16 protein-coding genes are annotated in these 16,341 nt (G+C 61.7%); 8 read left to right on the top strand and 8 right to left on the bottom strand.

The window, feature by feature from the left end:
* The first annotated feature begins 91 nt into the window (after positions 1-91).
* Positions 92-1,129: an agmatinase family protein gene (locus tag NF78_RS25125; RefSeq protein WP_035992717.1), complete on the top strand. Its 1,038-nt coding sequence runs from the start codon at positions 92-94 to the stop codon at positions 1,127-1,129.
* 14 nt (positions 1,130-1,143) lie between these two features.
* On the opposite strand, the gene NF78_RS25120 is transcribed toward NF78_RS25125, so the two are convergent.
* Entirely contained in the window at positions 1,144-1,866 is a 723-nt protein-coding gene (locus NF78_RS25120; protein WP_081972927.1) for a phosphatase PAP2 family protein, read from the bottom strand.
* Between the two features lie 464 nt (positions 1,867-2,330).
* Between NF78_RS25120 and NF78_RS25115 the strand changes: the two genes are divergently transcribed.
* On the top strand, positions 2,331-2,807 hold the full coding sequence (locus tag NF78_RS25115; protein ID WP_035992714.1) for a phage holin family protein: 477 nt from the start codon (positions 2,331-2,333) through the stop codon (positions 2,805-2,807).
* On the opposite strand, the gene NF78_RS33135 is transcribed toward NF78_RS25115, so the two are convergent.
* A complete protein-coding gene (locus NF78_RS33135) occupies positions 2,798-2,926 on the bottom strand; it encodes a hypothetical protein (protein WP_263970694.1) in 129 nt (42 codons plus the stop codon). The genes NF78_RS25115 and NF78_RS33135 overlap by 10 nt on opposite strands.
* Before the next feature lie 165 nt (positions 2,927-3,091).
* Here NF78_RS33135 and NF78_RS31580 point away from each other — a divergent pair, with 165 nt between their 5' ends.
* A complete protein-coding gene (locus NF78_RS31580) occupies positions 3,092-3,265 on the top strand; it encodes a hypothetical protein (RefSeq protein ID WP_156119964.1) in 174 nt (57 codons plus the stop codon).
* 188 nt (positions 3,266-3,453) lie between these two features.
* On the opposite strand, the gene NF78_RS30070 is transcribed toward NF78_RS31580, so the two are convergent.
* Entirely contained in the window at positions 3,454-3,612 is a 159-nt protein-coding gene (locus NF78_RS30070) for a YqaE/Pmp3 family membrane protein (RefSeq protein ID WP_035992709.1), read from the bottom strand.
* 247 nt (positions 3,613-3,859) lie between these two features.
* Here NF78_RS30070 and NF78_RS25100 point away from each other — a divergent pair, with 247 nt between their 5' ends.
* Entirely contained in the window at positions 3,860-4,879 is a 1,020-nt protein-coding gene (locus tag NF78_RS25100) for an AI-2E family transporter (RefSeq protein WP_035992706.1), read from the top strand.
* A gap of 318 nt (positions 4,880-5,197) precedes the next feature.
* On the opposite strand, the gene NF78_RS25095 is transcribed toward NF78_RS25100, so the two are convergent.
* Positions 5,198-5,650, bottom strand: coding sequence for a single-stranded DNA-binding protein (locus NF78_RS25095; RefSeq protein ID WP_035992704.1), 453 nt, complete (start codon positions 5,648-5,650; stop codon positions 5,198-5,200).
* Positions 5,647-8,178, bottom strand: coding sequence for a mannose-1-phosphate guanyltransferase (locus NF78_RS25090; protein WP_035992701.1), 2,532 nt, complete (start codon positions 8,176-8,178; stop codon positions 5,647-5,649). Before NF78_RS25090 ends, NF78_RS25095 begins: the two co-directional genes overlap by 4 nt.
* A 339-nt stretch (positions 8,179-8,517) precedes the next feature.
* Between NF78_RS25090 and NF78_RS25085 the strand changes: the two genes are divergently transcribed.
* From NF78_RS25085 to NF78_RS28625, 3 genes are all read left to right on the top strand, one after another.
* Positions 8,518-8,700 (top strand): hypothetical protein, encoded by a 183-nt coding sequence (locus NF78_RS25085; protein WP_035992698.1) that lies wholly within the window; start codon positions 8,518-8,520, stop codon positions 8,698-8,700.
* Positions 8,697-9,407, top strand: a complete 711-nt coding sequence (locus NF78_RS25080) for a class I SAM-dependent methyltransferase (protein ID WP_035992695.1) — start codon at positions 8,697-8,699, stop codon at positions 9,405-9,407. The genes NF78_RS25085 and NF78_RS25080 overlap by 4 nt, the downstream gene beginning before the upstream one ends.
* Positions 9,408-9,604: 197 nt before the next feature.
* Entirely contained in the window at positions 9,605-10,369 is a 765-nt protein-coding gene (locus NF78_RS28625; protein ID WP_052050939.1) for an SH3 domain-containing protein, read from the top strand.
* Positions 10,370-10,562: 193 nt separating this feature from the next.
* Here NF78_RS28625 and NF78_RS25070 read toward each other — a convergent pair whose 3' ends face one another.
* From NF78_RS25070 to NF78_RS25060, 3 genes are read right to left on the bottom strand one after another with little or no spacing between them, the layout of a single operon-like run.
* A complete protein-coding gene (locus NF78_RS25070; protein ID WP_052050938.1) occupies positions 10,563-12,443 on the bottom strand; it encodes a serine hydrolase in 1,881 nt (626 codons plus the stop codon).
* 45 nt (positions 12,444-12,488) lie between these two features.
* The gene (locus NF78_RS25065; protein WP_035992693.1) at positions 12,489-13,265 is read right to left on the bottom strand and encodes an RNA methyltransferase; all 777 of its coding nucleotides are present in this window, start codon (positions 13,263-13,265) and stop codon (positions 12,489-12,491) included.
* Positions 13,266-13,271: 6 nt separating this feature from the next.
* A complete protein-coding gene (locus NF78_RS25060; protein WP_035992690.1) occupies positions 13,272-13,985 on the bottom strand; it encodes a response regulator transcription factor in 714 nt (237 codons plus the stop codon).
* 264 nt (positions 13,986-14,249) lie between these two features.
* On the opposite strand from NF78_RS25060, the gene NF78_RS25055 reads away from it, so the two are divergent.
* The gene (locus NF78_RS25055) at positions 14,250-16,211 is read left to right on the top strand and encodes a hypothetical protein (RefSeq protein WP_035992687.1); all 1,962 of its coding nucleotides are present in this window, start codon (positions 14,250-14,252) and stop codon (positions 16,209-16,211) included.
* The last annotated feature ends 130 nt before the right edge of the window (positions 16,212-16,341 follow it).

The raw sequence follows: 16,341 nt of genomic DNA, 5'->3' as shown, positions 1-16,341 counted from the left end.
GACAAAGGCGAAGTTCTTCGCGCTATTGTCAGTATCGGGGCTGCTGTCGGCGGGCCCAGGCTTGGCTGTTTACCCGTTGCGATCGCACCCTATGACCACCCTCCAGAATCCCCTGCAAAGCTTTGATCCCAGCGGGGTCGGCCTCGACAATGGCAACCTCTACGGGCTGCCCTGCGACTACGATACGGCAGGCATTATTGTGTTTGGGGTGCCCTGGGAGGTGACGGTGTCATACCACACGGGCACAGCCCAGGGACCCAAGCGGGTACTGGAGGCCTCGCCGCAGCTGGACCTGTACGATCGCGACAATCCCGAGGGCTGGCGACAGGGCATCTACATGCCGCCCCTTCCCCAGCACTTGATCGACCTCAGCCAGCAGGTGCGGGAGGCGGCCCAGCGCGTGATTCAGGCGACCGAGGAGGGCCTGGCCATGGATCGTCAACCGCTCCTGCAGGAAGACCTGGCCCTGGTCAACCACGCCTGTGAGCAAATGACCGGCTGGCTCTACGGCCAGGCGACCACGGCCCTCGACCAGGGCAAACGGGTGGGGGTAATTGGCGGCGACCACAGCGTGCCCCTGGGCTACCTGCAAGCTCTGGCCGAGCGCCACACCGACTTTGGGGTGCTGCACATCGACGCCCACGCCGACCTGCGCCGGGCTTACCAGGGCTTTGGCTATTCCCACGCCTCGATTATGTACAACCTGCTGGGGTTGCCCCAGGTCAGCCGACTGGTACAGGTGGGGATTCGCGACCTGTGTCACGACGAGGTGGCGCTGATTGAGCAGTCCGCCGGGCGAATTGTCACTCACTACGACTCGGTGGTAAAGGAGAACCTTTACCGGGGCATTCCCTGGATGCAGCAGTGCGAGGCGATCGTCGCGGCTCTGCCCGAGAAGGTCTACGTCAGTTTTGATGCCGATGGCCTCGACCCCAAACTCTGCCCCAGCACCGGCACCCCCGTTCCCGGTGGGCTGGAGCTGGAGGAGGTGTTTTGTCTGCTCCGCCAGGTGGTGCGCAGCGGGCGGCAGATTATTGGCTTTGACCTCTGTGAGGTGGGCGACGGCGAGTGGGACGGCAACGTGGGAGCCAGGGTCGTCTACAAGCTCTGCTGCCTGATGGGTCTATAGACCACGGCCTATACCTAAAGGGCTTCCTCGACTCGTTTTAGGGCCACAATCACCGCGAGCAGCCACAGCACGCCGACCCCCACGCCGACGATCACATCGCTGGGCCAGTGGGCCCCCAGCTCCAGGCGGGAGCTGATAATCAGGCCAATCCAGCCGCTGGTGAGCAGGGTGATCACCAGCCGTTCGGCCCAGCTGCGGGAGGCCCGACCCCAGAGGTAGCCCAGCAGCCCGTAAACCGTGATCGCCACCACCGCGTGCCCCGACGGGAAGGAGTGCAGTCCCGAAGCCGCTACTCCATCGGCGATTAGATCGGGGCGATCGCGGTTCCAGTAGCCCCAGCCAATCCACACCAGGGCAAACTGTAGCCCGTAGGCGGCCAGCATGGTGGCGGCCAGCAGGGGGCGCGATCGCACCACCATGATGCCGACAAACACGCCGACCACCGGCAGCATGCCGAGCAAGTTGCCCGGTGACTCCCAGGTGATCGACCGGGAAAAGTTCAGCGGCAGGCGATCGGCCAGCAGGGGCAGCATGCGGGCATCCCACGCCTGTAAACCCCGATCGGCATAGGTTTCAACCCCTATAGTCAGAGCCAGGGTGGTCAAGGCACAGACCCCCAGGCCAAGGGCCAGGGTGCCCGCCCACCGTCGCCAAACCTTCTGCGGTACCCGACGACTATCCTGCCAAAACTGATACCAACCCCGCCTGAAAGCTTGCAGTGTTACCCAGCGCGCCATAGTGAGTTCAATGAGTTCAACTGATCAAACGGGGATCGAGTGGCTTAAAAAGTTGAATTTAAACAGATCTAAAAGGTATCCGATTTATATAGTCTGCTGTTAGCTAATACCATCCCTCCAAAGCCAGAGATGGGGGAGGCCAGAACTCCACCTTTCGGTGATTCATAGGTGCTGAAGGGGTGTTTCTGGTTCAAGCCGGGGAGATTGTTCCGTTGTCCCCGAAAATGACTCCCTGGATAGAAGTAAAGACCCGTGGATTTTCTCTACTCTGAAGTTACAAATAAAGGCCAGGAGTAGCAGTCAGAAGAAAGGCAGCGTCTAAGCAAGCGCCCTCAATTCTTTTTTGTTTTTACTGCTGCAATACGATCGCAAAGCTGCCCATCCTTTTGACAAGTCAAGCGGGAGGGGTGGCCTTAGATTGTCTTGGCCATTGCTTACGTAACCAAAAGTAGGAGTTCGCCACCATGTGGAGTATTTTTTTGTCCGGTCTCGCTACGGCCCTGAGTTTACTGGTCGTTGACTTGATTGTACCCGGAGTTACCATTAGTACCCTGACGGCGGCCGCGATCGCTGCAGCCGCTGTGGGACTCGTCAACGCCTTTGTAAAACCCTTTTTGCAGACCCTGGCGCTGCCGATTAACACCATTAGCTTTGGGGCATTCTCGCTGGTGGTCAACGGCCTCTGCCTGTGGCTGGCCTCCCTAGCTGTCCCCGGCTTCTATGTTTCGGGCATTTTGGGATTCCTGCTGGGGCCCGTCGTCCTCTCTGCGGTGAACACGTTCCTGGGCACCTACCTGGACAAAAAAGCCCCTGTGTTTATGAAGGAGGGGTCTGAACTCAATGCCGGGAATTCGGCGTCTCAACTGCCGCGCAGCAATGCCGCCCCCCTCAACATGAAAGAAGGGTCTGAACTGACGACCGACAGCAGTTCTCAGGTGTAGGCCCACTGCAGCCAGGGCGTGGCATCGTCGGTCAGGGGTTGCCACGCCTGCCCAAACTCCAACTGGGGTTGGTAATCGCAGGGCATCACCGGCCCATCTAGATCCCAGTCATGCTCCAAAAATTCTCAAAGGCAACAGTGATTAAGCTGCTACTCAAAAAACTCTATTCTGCCAACCTACTGGTTCTGTTTTCTGGAGCATCGGTTCTGTCCTTTGGGCTGGGCTATCAGGGCACTACACTATGGCTCAGGGGGGAACCCCTGCGGTCTTTAGCCACTAATCCGATGGGGTTACCACAGCGATCGCTGGCGGGTCTGCCCCTGGCATCCATCGAGCAGACCCTACACCAGGCCAGCTTCAAGTTCTTAACCCGCTCGGCCTACAGCTTGGTGACCCCCGCTGAGGTACAGCCAGCCGCCTTTGAGGGCTTTGATATCGAAAGCATTACCGATGGTTGAACGGGGAAGGACATTCTGGTATGCCCCGGCCAGCCTACAGCAAAGCCCTGACCATTGGCCAGGGCTTTTTGGCGTCTTGAGGGAGTGGAGCGGGAGATGACGAGGCGGCAAACGCAGCCGTTTTAGGGAGATTTAGAAGGCTCTCCACTTTGGCTACAAAAGGTAAGACTCTTCAAAAATCCCTTGGCCTATCGCCGTACGATGATCCACACGGCGTGAATGATGCCGGGAATGTACCCCAGCAGCGTTAGCAAAATATTGATCCAAAACTGGAGACCAATTCCCTCCTGCAGAAAAACTCCCAGCGGGGGCAGGAAAATGGCTGCCACAATTCTTAAAATGTCCATAGAAACTCCTGGCAGTTAGCCGACTTTGTCTATCAATTTAAAGGTGTAGCCCGCTATTCTCCATCCTTCCCCAGAGGGTAAAATCATCTGTGGAAAGGCGGATTTTGGGCCCAGTTTTGGTCAATATGGTTCCCGCGATGGATGGCGAGTTTGGTTCAAAGTTGCACAAAGAGATTAGGAGCCTGTCAACCTGAAACCTTTTGGTCAGCAGGGTTTGTAGTTAGATGTTTAAGCAGGAAAGAACCCGTTGAAATCCAGTTCGTGGTTGCGTCTGCTGATTTTTGGAGTCTGCCTCTACATTCTCTGGCGAGTGCGGAGCGTGGTGCTGCTGGTGTTAACGGCCGTCACGTTTGTGATTATGCTCAACCGAGCGGTCAGACGGCTGCAAAAGCGCATTTCCAGCCGCAGCGTCGCCGTCCTGCTGGTGACCAGCGCGGTACTGCTGACGGCAGGGGCGCTGGTTGTCATTATTGTGCCACCGGTTTTTGAGCAGCTGCGGGATTTGGTGGGACTGAGCAGTCAGCTAATCGATCGCGTGCAGGGCTGGCTGATCTACCTCAGCGATGTGATTCCCGGCTTTGCCCTGGAAGACCTCCAGAATCTGGGCATTCTCCTTAACCAGCTCCAGGCCATGAACTGGGAAATGATCTTTGGGCGTTTCTTCACCTGGTTTTCCAACACCCTGACCATTGCCCTCAATCTGCTGCTGGTGACGGTGCTCACGGTCATGATGCTGTCAAACCCCGGTGCCTATCGGGGGCTATTCATCCGGCTGTTTCCCTCGTCCCGGCGACAGCAGGTTAGCAAAGTGCTGGACAACTGCGAAGAGGCGATCGCGGACTGGTCGATTGGCATACTCTTCAATATGACGACCATCGCCTTTTTGAGCATGATCGGCCTCTGGATTCTGGGGGTTCCCCTGGCGTTGACCAACGGGCTGCTGGCTGGGCTGCTGGCCTTTATTCCCAACCTCGGCCCTTTCCTGAGCGCCCTGCCCCCCGCCGCGATCGCCCTGCTGGAGAGCCCCTGGAAAGCGATCGCGGTGATTGTCCTCTACATCGGGATTCAGCAGGTCGAAAGCAACCTGCTGACCCCGCTGGTGATGAAAAAGCGGGTCGTTCCGCTGCCGGCGGTGGCGCTGATGGCTCAGATCATGTTTGCGATATTTTTTGGTTTTTTGGGACTGCTGCTAGCCCTGCCGCTGACCCTGATTCTGCAGCAGTGGCTGAAGGAATTTTGGGTGAGAGGGGTTCTAGACCGCCATTAGGGAAACGGTTGTGCCCGTGGTGCTGAACACAGGGATGAATCACAATATGAACGCCTCTCGTCGGGGCAAACGGCGGTTTGCCCCTGAACAAATTGGCGTTGCTGAGTTGAGTAATGAATCTGTAAACTTGACGTCCTTTCGTCGTCCCCTAAAATTCCCCAATTCTGGGGGACTTTGAGATTTCGACCCCCCGAATTGGGGGGCATATCATACCTGCATTCAGCAACGCCGCGATGGCTATAGGCCATTGCGCCGCTCCAGCTTTTGCCTTTGGAAGAGGCCAATGCCCTAAGCGCAATGGCCATCGCTATGCGTTGATCAGAACGGTATGTCGTCGTAGCTGGGGGCGGGTTCGGCGGTGCTGGGGGGTGGGGTAGGCCGGGCAGCGGGCGGGCGAGAGGCCGCCGGACTGGGGGTGGCCGCCGGAGGTGCCGCGGCGGCCGGGGGGGCCATAGGGGCGGTGTTCAGGTCCCCAACGCTGTAGATGCGCTGCACCGTCATTTCGACCTGCTTTTCTTTGTAGCCCTGGGGATTGTCGACCACGTTCATGGCCAGACGCCCCTCCAGCAGTACCCGCTGACCCGCCTGGTACTGGGCCTGAATGTCCTGGGCCAGGTTGCCCCAGCCCACCACCTTCATCTGGGAGGAGGGGTCGCCCTCCTTCAGGCCCGGAAACTGGACCACAAATTCGGCCACGGGCGTCTGGTTGTCGGAGGTGTAGCGCAGCTGAGGCGACTGCACGATCTCGGCCATCAGCAGGCAATTGTTCATAGCGGCATGGTCTCCTTGATCCCCTGTTCCTTCTCGATGAAGTTTTGCACATGCTGCTGGTACTTGACCAGGGTGCAGTCGAGCCATTCGCGGTTGGCGCTGTTGCCGTAGATGTGCACCAGGGGCTCGCCGGCATCGGGCAGCACCAGTACCCAGTCGTCGGGGCTGTCGCCCAAAATCTTGACACCGTCGATCAGCTCCAGGCGCTCCGGCGGGTTTTCTTCCACCAGGTAGCGCATCAGCGCCCCCTTCACCGTCCAGGGGCAGCGCAGGGTCTGCATGCGGTAGGCCATCCGGGGCAGCTCGGACCAGATCTGGCCCAGCGATCGCTGCTGCACGGTCAGCAGCTCGATCAGCTTGGCGATGCAGAACATGGCGTCGAAGCCAGGGTGCAGCTCGGGGAAGATAAAGCCCATTTCGCCGCTGCCGCCCAGCACCACGTTGGGGTTGGTCTGGCAGGCCTCCATCAGGGCGGTGGGGTTGGCCTTGGTGCGAATCACCTGGCCGTCGTGGCGGCGGGCGATGTGCTCGATTGCCCCGGAGGTGTGCACCGGCACCACCAGCGTGCCGCGGGGGTGGGTGGTCAGCATCATGTGGGCCATCAGGGCGGTCAGCACTTCGCCGCGAATGCGGGTGCCCACCTCATCCACCAGGATCAGCTGCTCCCCGTTGGCCGACACCTGGGCCCCAAAGGTGGCCCGCAGCGACTGCACCACCTGGCCCAGCTGTCCCAGCATCATCTCCTGCTCGTCGTTGGAGAGGGCCATCTGGCGCAGGCTGGCGTTGAGCACCACCGCATCGCAGTCGAACTTGCCCAAAATTTGCGGCAGCACCGCCCCGGAGACGGCGTAGAGGTAGTCGATCACCACCTTGGCCTGGCTGTTGGTTACGGCCTCCACATTGAGGTGTTTCTCAAAGGCGGTGGTGTAGGTGGAAACCACCCCGGTGGGGTAGGTGACGGTGCCGATCTCGTGGATGGGCGATCGCCTCAGGTCTTCTTTGAAGTAGGCCCCCTCAATCTTTTTCTCTTTACCCTTGGGGATGTCGATGCCGTGCTCGTCGAAGAACTCAATCAGCACGTAGTCGGGGCGATCGGGGTGCAGCCGCACGTGGACCCCCCCAGCCACGCCCATCTGGGCCAGTACGCTGCGGGCGACCGGAATCGCCGTCGCCTCCAGGTTCTGCACGTTGACCCCGACCGACATCAGGCCCGCAATCAGCGATCGCGACACCATGCGCGAAATACTGCGCTGGTCCCGCGACACGGTGACGTGGGAGCCCGGCTTAAGGGTAGACCCGTAGGCCGCCCCCAGCTTGACCGCAAACTCGGGGGTAATGTCAATGTTGGCCAGTCCGGCTACACCCCGCTGGCCAAACAGATTGCGCTGGGCGGTATTGCCCCAGATGAGGTTAATGTTCAACGTTGCACCTGACTCAATTTGCTTGCTCGGCCAGACCCGCACGCCAGGGCTAATTTGGGCTTCCTCCCCGACCGTCGATAGAGGACCAATCACCGCTCCCTCCAGCACGTGAGAGCGACGGTCGACCCGTGCCCCCCGGGCGATGCTGCACGCCCGCAGGTGCGTCTCATCCCCCACAATGGCTCCATTCCAAACGATCGGTCGTTTGAGGTCGGCGTCGCAGCCGATGGTGACGTTGTCGCCGATTACCGTACCGGGTTCGAGCACGGTGCGCGCGCCAATCCGGCAGTTGTTGCCGATCATCACCGGCGGGTGGATCTGAACCGATGAATCTATCTGGGTATTGTCTCCGATCCAAACGTCTGAAGATGTCTCAGGATACGCATAATCGATCACAACTTTGCGGTGCAGCGCGTCGTACTGGGCCTCGCGGTAGGCCTCCAGGTGGCCCACATCGCACCAGTAGCCGTCGGCGACGTAGCCAAACATGGGCTCGCCTTTCTCCAGCAGCAGCGGAAACAGGTCTTTGGAGAAGTCAGACTCTTCGTTGGCGGGCAGGTAGTCCAGCACCTCGGGTTCGAGAATGTAGGTGCCGGTGTTGACCGTGTCGGAAAAAATTTCGCTGGTGGAGGGCTTCTCTAAAAACCGCTGAATGCGCCCTTCGTTGTCGGTAATCACCACCCCAAACTCGATGGGGTTCGGCACTCGGGTCAGCACCAGGGTCGCCTTAGACCCCATCTGACGGTGGTACTGAATGGCGGCTTTGAGGTCAAAGTCGGTGACGCTGTCGCCGCTGATGACGAGAAACGTATCGTTGAGCAGATCGGCAATATTTTTGACGCAGCCCGCCGTCCCCAGGGGTTGGTCCTCCTCCACGGCATAGGTCATCTGCACGCCAAAGTCGCGCCCATCGCCAAAATAGTTCCGCATGACGTCGGGCAGGTAGTGGAGCGTGGCAATGATCTCGGTAATGCCGTTGCGCTTCAGCAGGTTGACAATGTGTTCGGCAATGGGCCGATTGAGAATGGGCACCATTGGCTTGGGCAAGTCACAGGTCAGTGGTCGCAGTCGCGTTCCTGAACCACCTGCCATTAGAACTGCTCGCATATCGTCTCCTTCCTGCTTTAAAACACGTTTTCCCGATGGCGTCTCCGCCCAACGGCGGAGCACTACCTAAGCATCAAACCGATTTTTATATCTACAGGGACATTACCTCCAGGGCATCTATTACGTTACATCGCCCCTGCCCTGTCCGAGGATAGATTAGAGTAAATACACTCGATCTATCTCTATCGGAGGTGGGATCTGTATCGGGCTACGGTGTGCGTAGCCCGCCCTGGATGATCCATCCGTACGGTGGAAATAGCGGCCCCGGCGGGCCACCAACCGGGAGCAACGTTGGTATTGTAGAAGCATAGGTGACCCGGGTAGGAAGGAGCAGTGACTATGAGTACATTGATCGTGCTTTTGTTGGCCGGTATCTACGGCGGCGGGGCCTTTAAGTTTTGGACCGGGTTCAACCGCACCAACTTTAGCGAGGGCAGGCTGAAGTTCACGCTGCTGTGGCCGCTGTTTCTGGCCCTCAACAAGTCCTACCGCGAAAACTTCAGCCGGGCCCTGCGGGGATGAAAGGCGAGGGAATTGGCCGCCTGAGTGATCCCTCCCCCTGGGGAGCGCAGCTTCAGGCCGTGGCCCGGCGCTACGACCAGGAATTTAGCGGCAAAGCCTTCGACTTGCCCCCGGAGGTGGAAGAGATGCCCGTCTTCCAGGACTGGATTGCGGGCACGCTGACGCCCCGGATCTCGACCCCGTTTTGGGAGGGGGTGAAACCCCGCAAGCGCGATCGCTGCCTCGACATTGGCTGCGGCATCAGTTTTTTGATCTACCCCTGGCGTGAGTGGGAGGCCCTGTTCTACGGCCATGAGATCAGCCCGGTGGCCTGTCAGGCGCTGACTTCCCGCGGCCCCCAGCTCAACTCCAAGCTGTTTAAGGGCGTGACCCAGGCCCCGGCCCACCGGCTGGAGTACGAGCCGCACTCGTTTGATATGGCGATCGCCACGGGGGTCAGCTGCTACTACCCCGCCGACTACTGGGCCACGGTGCTGCAGCAGGTGAAAAAAGTTCTCAAACCCGGCGGCTGGTTTCTGTTCGATGCCCTCAACCCCGAGGCCGATCTGGCCGAACCCTGGGCCATTCTCGAAACCTACCTGGGGGCCGAAGTCTACCTGGAGGACCTCGATCGCTGGCCGGCGCTGGTCAAAGCGGAGGGGGCGCGGGTGGTGTCGAGCCGGGATTATGAGCTGTTTCGACTGTTTAAGGTGAAGTGGGATGGGTAGATGGGTGGATGGGTGGATGGGTGGGTGGGTAGGTGAGTGGGTGAGATTTGCATGGGGTGTGTTGGGGGCCTGGCAAATTGCGCCAAATCTGACAGATCCTGGCTTTGGGCCGTAATGCATCGCTTCCCCGTTTTCAGGCCTCACGTCTTCGCGCTTCTGCGCTACTATTGGCGGCGACTGGGGTCGGAGGGTGAGGTATGAAGTCGTCCAGGTGGCTGCTGTGGGTTGGGTTGGTGCTGGTGTTGGGGGGCTGCAATCGCGGCGGTAATTCTGATCCGTCCGCAGCGGTTGAACCGCCGGGCGAGGAGAACGGGATCGAAGCTGCCGCTGGTGCTGAGACTGTGGACGCTGGCGGCTTTCGCTCAACGGCTATTAGTCCTACCCGCACCGCTCAGCTGATCACACAGTCGGAGGGGGCGCGGATCAACCTGCGATCGCAGCCTACGACCCAGGCAACGGCCCAGGGCCAGGGCCAGGGCGGGGACGTCGTCACCCTGCTGCGGCTGGCCGAGGGCGAAGGGGGTTTTAGCTGGTACTACGTCAAGTTTGTTCAGTCGGAGGCGGAGGGCTGGGTGCGCGGCGACTTTGTTGACATCAGCGGGCAGACCGCCAGTGCGGCCCCCGTCGCAGAAATGGCCTCCGCCCCCGGCACAGCCCCTGACATCGGCACCGGTCCCTGCGGCAGCAACTATCGTCCCGAAGCTTTCTTCGAAACCAAGTCTTTCACCATTCACCTGTGCCAGACCCCCCAGGGGCTGAGCTACATCGGCATCAACAAGACCAACAATGAAACCCTGAGCACAGCCGACGTGCGCCAGGTGCAGGGGACTTACATTGCCATCAACGGTAACTACCAGTACCACATCAACAACGACACGCTGGCGGTGTATCAAATCACCAGCGGCAGCTACAACCAGCTGGAGAACCAGGAGGTGGTTCGTCACGAGCGGTTCATGTACTGATCCCTGTTCAGGGGATAGCCGGGACAGCTTGAATTCCGCGTAGTGGTGATAACCATCGCCTAGCTTGTAGGTTGGGTGGCCCGCTAGCAGAACCCAACAAGGCCAATTGCCGTTGGGTTGCGCTCCGCTTTACCCACCCTACGGGAACCCTAATTTTTAGCTTTGACGCTGCACTGGACAGCGCGTAACGGTACTAGCCCGGCGGAATTTCATCACGGGCGGGAACCCGTTGGGACGGATTTACGTTGATTGGCTCCACGCTACTGGGTTCCTCCAGGGTGTAGGGGCTTTCGGCCTCGGGGGAGGTGCCCATGGGGGCGAGGGTAGGATTGCCCACGGGAGCTACGGGCTGGGCCATCTCCGTGTGCACGACTTCGGTCATGCGGCGAATCAGCTCGCTGGCGCGACCGTCGTTGGTGGGGCGCTGCACTAGCAGGGCCAGGGTGTAACGCTTGCCGTTGGGCACGTCGACCAGGGCCACGTCCCCCAGCAGGCTGCCGATATCGCCGGTCTTGTGGGCCGTGAGCGATTTGTCGCCAATGCCGGAGGGAATCAGACTGATGTTTTCGGTGCGCTGCATGATGCTAAACAGGCGATCGCGCGATCGCGGCGTCAGCAGCCCGCCCTGATCGATCAGGGCCATGATCAGGGCCAGGTCTTTGGCGCTGGTGGTATTGGTCCCATCCAGGTCGGGCAGGGGGTTGCGCAGCAGGGTGTGCTCCAGCCCCCACCCGGTGAAGGTCTGGTTGAGCGCCGCAGTGCCGCCCAGGGCCGCAATCATCATGTTGGTAGCGGTGTTGTCGCTGGCTACAATCATGCGAGTGGCCACTTCCAGAGCGGTGTACTCCGTGCCCACGGCCTCGCCGCGCATGGTGCCTGAGCCGCCCGCCAGGTGCTCCTCCTGCAGCATCAGCGACTGGTTGAGGGCCAGGGTGCCCGCATCCACCTGCTGCAAAAACGCCACCAAAATCGGGACTTTGATGGTGCTGGCCGCCGCCACCGGTTCCGCCCCGTTCAGATCGACGTACTGGCCGGAGTCCAGGTCGACGGCAAAGGCCACGGGGGTGAGGCCAGGGGTGAGGGTGGCTAACTGCCCCAGTTCACCGCTGAGGCGGGGCAGTTCGCTGGTCAGCCTCAGATCGGCTACGGTCTCTCCGCTGCCCTGCACCAGGGTGCCCGCTGCCCTGGCGGTGCTTTGGGCGGCGGGGGAAGGACTGCCGGGGGAGGCCACATTGCTGGGGCTGAGCACCGACAGCAGGGTGCCCGCGATCGCCGCCACCCCAACGCCCAGAATCACCAGCCGAATCAGGTAGAGCAGGGGCAGGGGCGGGTTGGCCAGTCGGCGCTGGGCCTTAGCTACCCGCGATCGGCGCGTTGGCTGTGCCCCCTCGGGCAGGGCTCCCAACTCCGGCGCTGGAGCGTTGTCGGCCATCCCTCCGCCCGACAGGTCAGACTGGGGCCGTCGCGGGGCCGGCCGCTGGGGCATCGGTTTTGCCCCGCGTCGTTGCAGGGGTCGCAGGGGGGTGACATTGGATGGAATTGGGCCGCGAGCCCCCTCGCCCTGCCCTGGGATCGGACGAGGATCGCCAGGGTTGAGGGCGGTAGGGTGAAGGCTGTGGGGATGCATTTGCAATGGCATCACCCCTGGCTGGCTGGGCGGCGGCGGCCCAGCCGGGCGATTAGGTCGGGGATGTTGGGGGGAGTTTAGGGGGGGCTGGGGCGCCACCTGGGCGGCTCTCTGAGACCCCTGCTGAGGCAGCGGGGCGGCCCCTCGATTAAATGTGGGCAGAGAGGCATTGCGCGGGGCCGGTCGCACCACCGGCTCTGGCGGCGGAGACGCCACGCCAAAATCGGGGGTCAGGTGCTGAAACTGTCGCCACTGGTTGCGCCGCCGCGCCTCGGGGGACGGAGGAGGGGCTGTCTCACCACCCCAGCCATTGCCCGCTTCCCCCGGCAGCTGAAGACCACCGCGCCCAGCCGCATTACCTGGGGCCGACTCCCCCCAGGGGGAATTCACCTCAGGTCGGCCCGAGGCAGCTGAAAATGGATTGCGAGAATCGTCGTACTGTGCCATCTGACCCACTCACGCGTATGCCTTTACCCATCTGCCGCGATCGCCCTAGTCTTGCCTAGAGCCGCGATCTATCGCCCAGTTCACCTGCCGCAGAATGCCCCTAAGCATAGCCAACTCTTTAGAATTTGGCCCAGCTCTGTGCAGCAGTCGCCGCAGTTTTGCCATCCGGCTGGCGGCGGTATGGGGGTAAAGATAACCGATTTTCAGCAAAACGATTTCTAAATCTCGATAAAACCCCTCCATCTGGTCGAGCGGTGCCAGGGGAGCCACCGCTGCGTCTGGGGGCTGGGCTGGGAAAGTCTGCTCCAGCGCCGTTGTCAGGGCCTGGCGATGGAGTAAGTAGCTGCACACCGCCACCGCCTGGGCCAAATTTAAAGACGGGTAGCTGTCGCTGGCGGGAATGCGCACCCAGCGCTGAGCGTAGACCAGTTCGTCGTTGCTCAGGCCGCGATCTTCGGGGCCAAACAGGAGGGCTGCGGCAAAGCTGGCCTGGGGATCTGGGGCCAGCAGCCAGGGCAGGGCCACCTCCGGCGGTTCCAGGGGCTGGTCCTGGCGATGGAGCCGACCGGTGGTGGCGATCGCCCGCTCACACCCCGCCAGCGCCTCCGGCAGGCTGGTCACCACCTGCGCCGCCGCCAGCACATCGGCGCCGTGCACCGCCATTCGCCGCGCCTCCTCGCCTCCCAGATCGCACTGGGGATTGACCACTACCAGGTGGCGCAGCCCCATGTTTTTCATCACCCGCGCCGCCGCACCCACGTTCAGTGGACCCGCTGGTTCAACTAAGACAATGCGAATGCGATCGAGCTGCCAGAGGGCCATGGGATGCTAGCTGGCCTCATCCTCGAACCGGTAGCCCACGCCGGTCACGGTTTTGACGAAGGTGGGCTGGGACGAGTCGGGCTCGATTTTTTTGCGCAGTCGGGCAATGTGGGTATCGACCACCCGCTCGTCGCCAAAAAAGTCTTCGCCCCAGAGTTTTTCGATCAGGTGCTGGCGGCTCCAGACCCGGCCTGGGTAGCTCATGAAGGTGGCCAGCAGGTCAAACTCAAGGGGGGTCAGGTCGAGCAGGTCTGGGCCGCTGGTACTGCTCTGGCGGTGGGCAATGCGCTGGTCGAGGTCAAGGCTGAAGTGGGCGGTGCGGTAGGTCTGGGTGGGAGTCTCCTGGCTGTGGCGCAGGCTGCGGCGCAGCAGGGCGCGCACCCGGGCGACCAGCTCGCGGGGGCTGAAGGGCTTGACCAGGTAGTCGTCGGCCCCGGTGGACAGACCAATGATGCGATCGATCTCTTCGCCCCGAGCCGTGAGCATGAGGATGTAGGGGTCCTTGGCCCCTGGCCCCTGGCGAATGCGGGTGCAGACCTCCAGCCCATCGAGCCGGGGCAACATCACGTCTAGAATGATCAGATCGGGCTGGAGGGTCTGCTGGTAGCGCAGGGCCGTCTCGCCGTCTTCACAGACTTCGCAGGTAAAGCCTTCTTTTTCTAAATAGAGCCGAATCAGGCGGGCAATTTCGGCTTCGTCTTCAACAATGAGAATCAGCACCGCGAGCTAGTTCCCCCCCATCACCCCAAGATATCTTGTTTCAGAATATCAACCTTGCACTAGCATACTCACTAAGGATTGGAGGATTTACATCCTGGAGGACAGCCCTCCCAGCTGTCCACGGTAGGCAGAATGCCCACCCGAGAGACCGTGGGTTTGATTCTATGGCTGACTGCGGCCGTCGAAACCGTCGATCCATGTCGTTGTGTTAAGCCGTTTGCAGATTGGAGCACCACTGTTTGGGGCATTATTCATCGGTATCCTATGACCTCACTATCGTCGCCCAGCACTACAGGGCCCAGCACCACAGGTTTTGAGCCTCTCCAGCGGACCTTTGCCACCCACTACAAAGATACCTATCGCCAGCCCAGGCTCACCCAGGTGGACGGTTCTGAGCGGGCCGGGCGGCTATTGCTGCTGGTGGAGCACTCGACCCCGGAGGTAGAGGACCCCAGCGATTTGCTCAAGCAGCTGGAGTCAACCTTTCGCGCGGTGGTGCCCACGGTGGGGCTACCCGAGGCCGACTGGGCGATCGCAGAGGGGCTTTCGGTCCGCATTTACCTGAAGCTAAAGGGGGCACCCCAGCCCTACGCCATCCACACCTTTACCTGGCGGCCTGAGGAGGCGGCCGGAGTTGTTTTTCCGGCGGCGTCGCCCGTGGCGGGGCCCGTCGATGGGGCGCTTGAGCCGAATCAGGGGCTCGACCCGGCAGCCCCACCGGCAGCCCCAGAGTCCTACTCTGGGGAGTCGGGGGAACCGGCGATCGCAGCCCATAGCCCCAGCCCCCACGCCACCAACAATGGGGCCAGCAGCCTCGCCCTGAGTGACGCCGCCCTGGCCCTGCCCGATGCCGCCGTCCAGCCCCCGGCCGGACCGGGGTGGGCCCAGCGGAGCCGGGGCTGGGCCCGGCTGGGCCTGCGATCGCTGCGCGACTACTGGAGCTACGGCCTGGCGGGGCTGATTCTGGTGGGTAGCGGCGCCTTTGCCTACGCCCTGATGCGGCCCTGTGTGGTGGGCAGCTGCGATCGCATCGACCAGGCCGCCGAACTCTATACCCTGGCCCAGGCCACCCTGGCCGGTCGCCCCACTGCCGACGACCTGGCCGTCGCCCAGGCCGACCTCCAGGCCGCTATCGACCTGCTGACGCCGGTGCCCACCTGGTCCTCCCACTACGAGGCGGTCCAGGGGGACCTGCAGCGCTACCAGGGCAGTATCGCCGCCCTCAACGCGCTGATTCAGGGCCAGGCGATCGCCGCCGAAGCCGCCAATCTGAGCCAGAACCCTCCCCACCCGGTGGAGCGCTGGGTCAAAGTGCACCTGCTCTGGCAGCAGGCCCTCGACTGGTTGGACAGCGTTCCCGCCGACAGCCCCGCCTACGACTACAGCCAGCAAAAACTGCGGGAATATCGGGCCAACCACAGCGCCATTGGCCGCCGCATCGTGGCCGAAGAGGAGGCTGAGGCCAACTTTAGCACCGCCATTCAAACCGGCGACCTGGCCCGTCAGCGCATGGAAACCGCCAACTCCCTGGCGGGCTGGCAGCTGGCCACCAAGGAATGGCAGGCCGCCATCAAGGGTCTGACGCTAATTCCCCAGGGCACCATGGTCTACGACGAAGCCCAGGCTCAGCTTAGGGATTACCGCCAACAGCTCAGCCGGGTGACCAACCGGGCCACCCTGGAGGAGGCGGGCGCTCACAACTATCACCAGGCCGTCCAGGCCGCCCGGGCCGCCGCCGCCTACGAGGCCAAGGGCCAGTGGACCCTGGCCCTGCAGCACTGGCGCCAGGCCGTAGCCAGCGCCCAGCAAATTCCCTCCGACACCCTGCTGGCGGAGGAAGGGGCCGTGCTGCTGGAAACCTACCAGCCCGCCCTGGCCAATGCCCAAAGCCGCCTCCGCAACGCCGTTGCCCTGCAAACCCTGACTACGACCCTGGCCGGGCTGTGCGAGGGCAGCGCCACCCCCTGCACCGTGCGCGAGGAGCCCAGCCAGATTCGCGTCATTCTCTCCAGTCAGTACGCCGAGCCCTTGCGCCAGGCGATTACCCCCCCCGCCGCCGACGGCACCTTCGCCTTCACCAATCAGCTCGACCCCAGTGCCCAGCAGCTGATCGAGCAGATGATCACCACCAGCCACCAGGTCGAACGGCAGATGGCGGTATACGACGCCCACGGCGGGTTTGTGGCCCGCTATCGGCCGGATCTGGGCGGTTTTATTAAGAACTGACCGCCTTACGTGGCCCCCAACGTTTGGGAACAAATGCTCTGGGCTGCAAGCAACCGGTATACCGCCTCATCCCAAATCCTGCCTGGCTAACCCCACTTCTCCGGTGATGCATTGCGGCTGATCAGGGCAA

This window comes from Leptolyngbya sp. KIOST-1, assembly GCF_000763385.1.
Taxonomy (GTDB): Bacteria; Cyanobacteriota; Cyanobacteriia; order Phormidesmidales; family Phormidesmidaceae; genus Nodosilinea.
This window is presented reverse-complemented; position numbering and strand designations above follow the sequence as displayed.

Excerpts from the sequence above, each read along its gene's own strand:
- NF78_RS25125 (WP_035992717.1), top strand. The coding sequence starts at position 92 with ATGACCACCCTCCAGAATCCCCTGCAAAGCTTTGATCCCAGCGGGGTC.
- NF78_RS25120 (WP_081972927.1), bottom strand. The coding sequence starts at position 1,866 with ATGGCGCGCTGGGTAACACTGCAAGCTTTCAGGCGGGGTTGGTATCAG.
- NF78_RS25115 (WP_035992714.1), top strand. The coding sequence starts at position 2,331 with ATGTGGAGTATTTTTTTGTCCGGTCTCGCTACGGCCCTGAGTTTACTG.
- NF78_RS31580 (WP_156119964.1), top strand. The coding sequence starts at position 3,092 with ATGGGGTTACCACAGCGATCGCTGGCGGGTCTGCCCCTGGCATCCATC.
- NF78_RS30070 (WP_035992709.1), bottom strand. The coding sequence starts at position 3,612 with ATGGACATTTTAAGAATTGTGGCAGCCATTTTCCTGCCCCCGCTGGGA.
- NF78_RS25095 (WP_035992704.1), bottom strand. The coding sequence starts at position 5,650 with ATGAACAATTGCCTGCTGATGGCCGAGATCGTGCAGTCGCCTCAGCTG.
- NF78_RS25090 (WP_035992701.1), bottom strand. The coding sequence starts at position 8,178 with ATGCGAGCAGTTCTAATGGCAGGTGGTTCAGGAACGCGACTGCGACCA.
- NF78_RS25085 (WP_035992698.1), top strand. The coding sequence starts at position 8,518 with ATGAGTACATTGATCGTGCTTTTGTTGGCCGGTATCTACGGCGGCGGG.
- NF78_RS25080 (WP_035992695.1), top strand. The coding sequence starts at position 8,697 with ATGAAAGGCGAGGGAATTGGCCGCCTGAGTGATCCCTCCCCCTGGGGA.
- NF78_RS28625 (WP_052050939.1), top strand. The coding sequence starts at position 9,605 with ATGAAGTCGTCCAGGTGGCTGCTGTGGGTTGGGTTGGTGCTGGTGTTG.
- NF78_RS25070 (WP_052050938.1), bottom strand. The coding sequence starts at position 12,443 with ATGGCACAGTACGACGATTCTCGCAATCCATTTTCAGCTGCCTCGGGC.
- NF78_RS25065 (WP_035992693.1), bottom strand. The coding sequence starts at position 13,265 with ATGGCCCTCTGGCAGCTCGATCGCATTCGCATTGTCTTAGTTGAACCA.
- NF78_RS25055 (WP_035992687.1), top strand. The coding sequence starts at position 14,250 with ATGACCTCACTATCGTCGCCCAGCACTACAGGGCCCAGCACCACAGGT.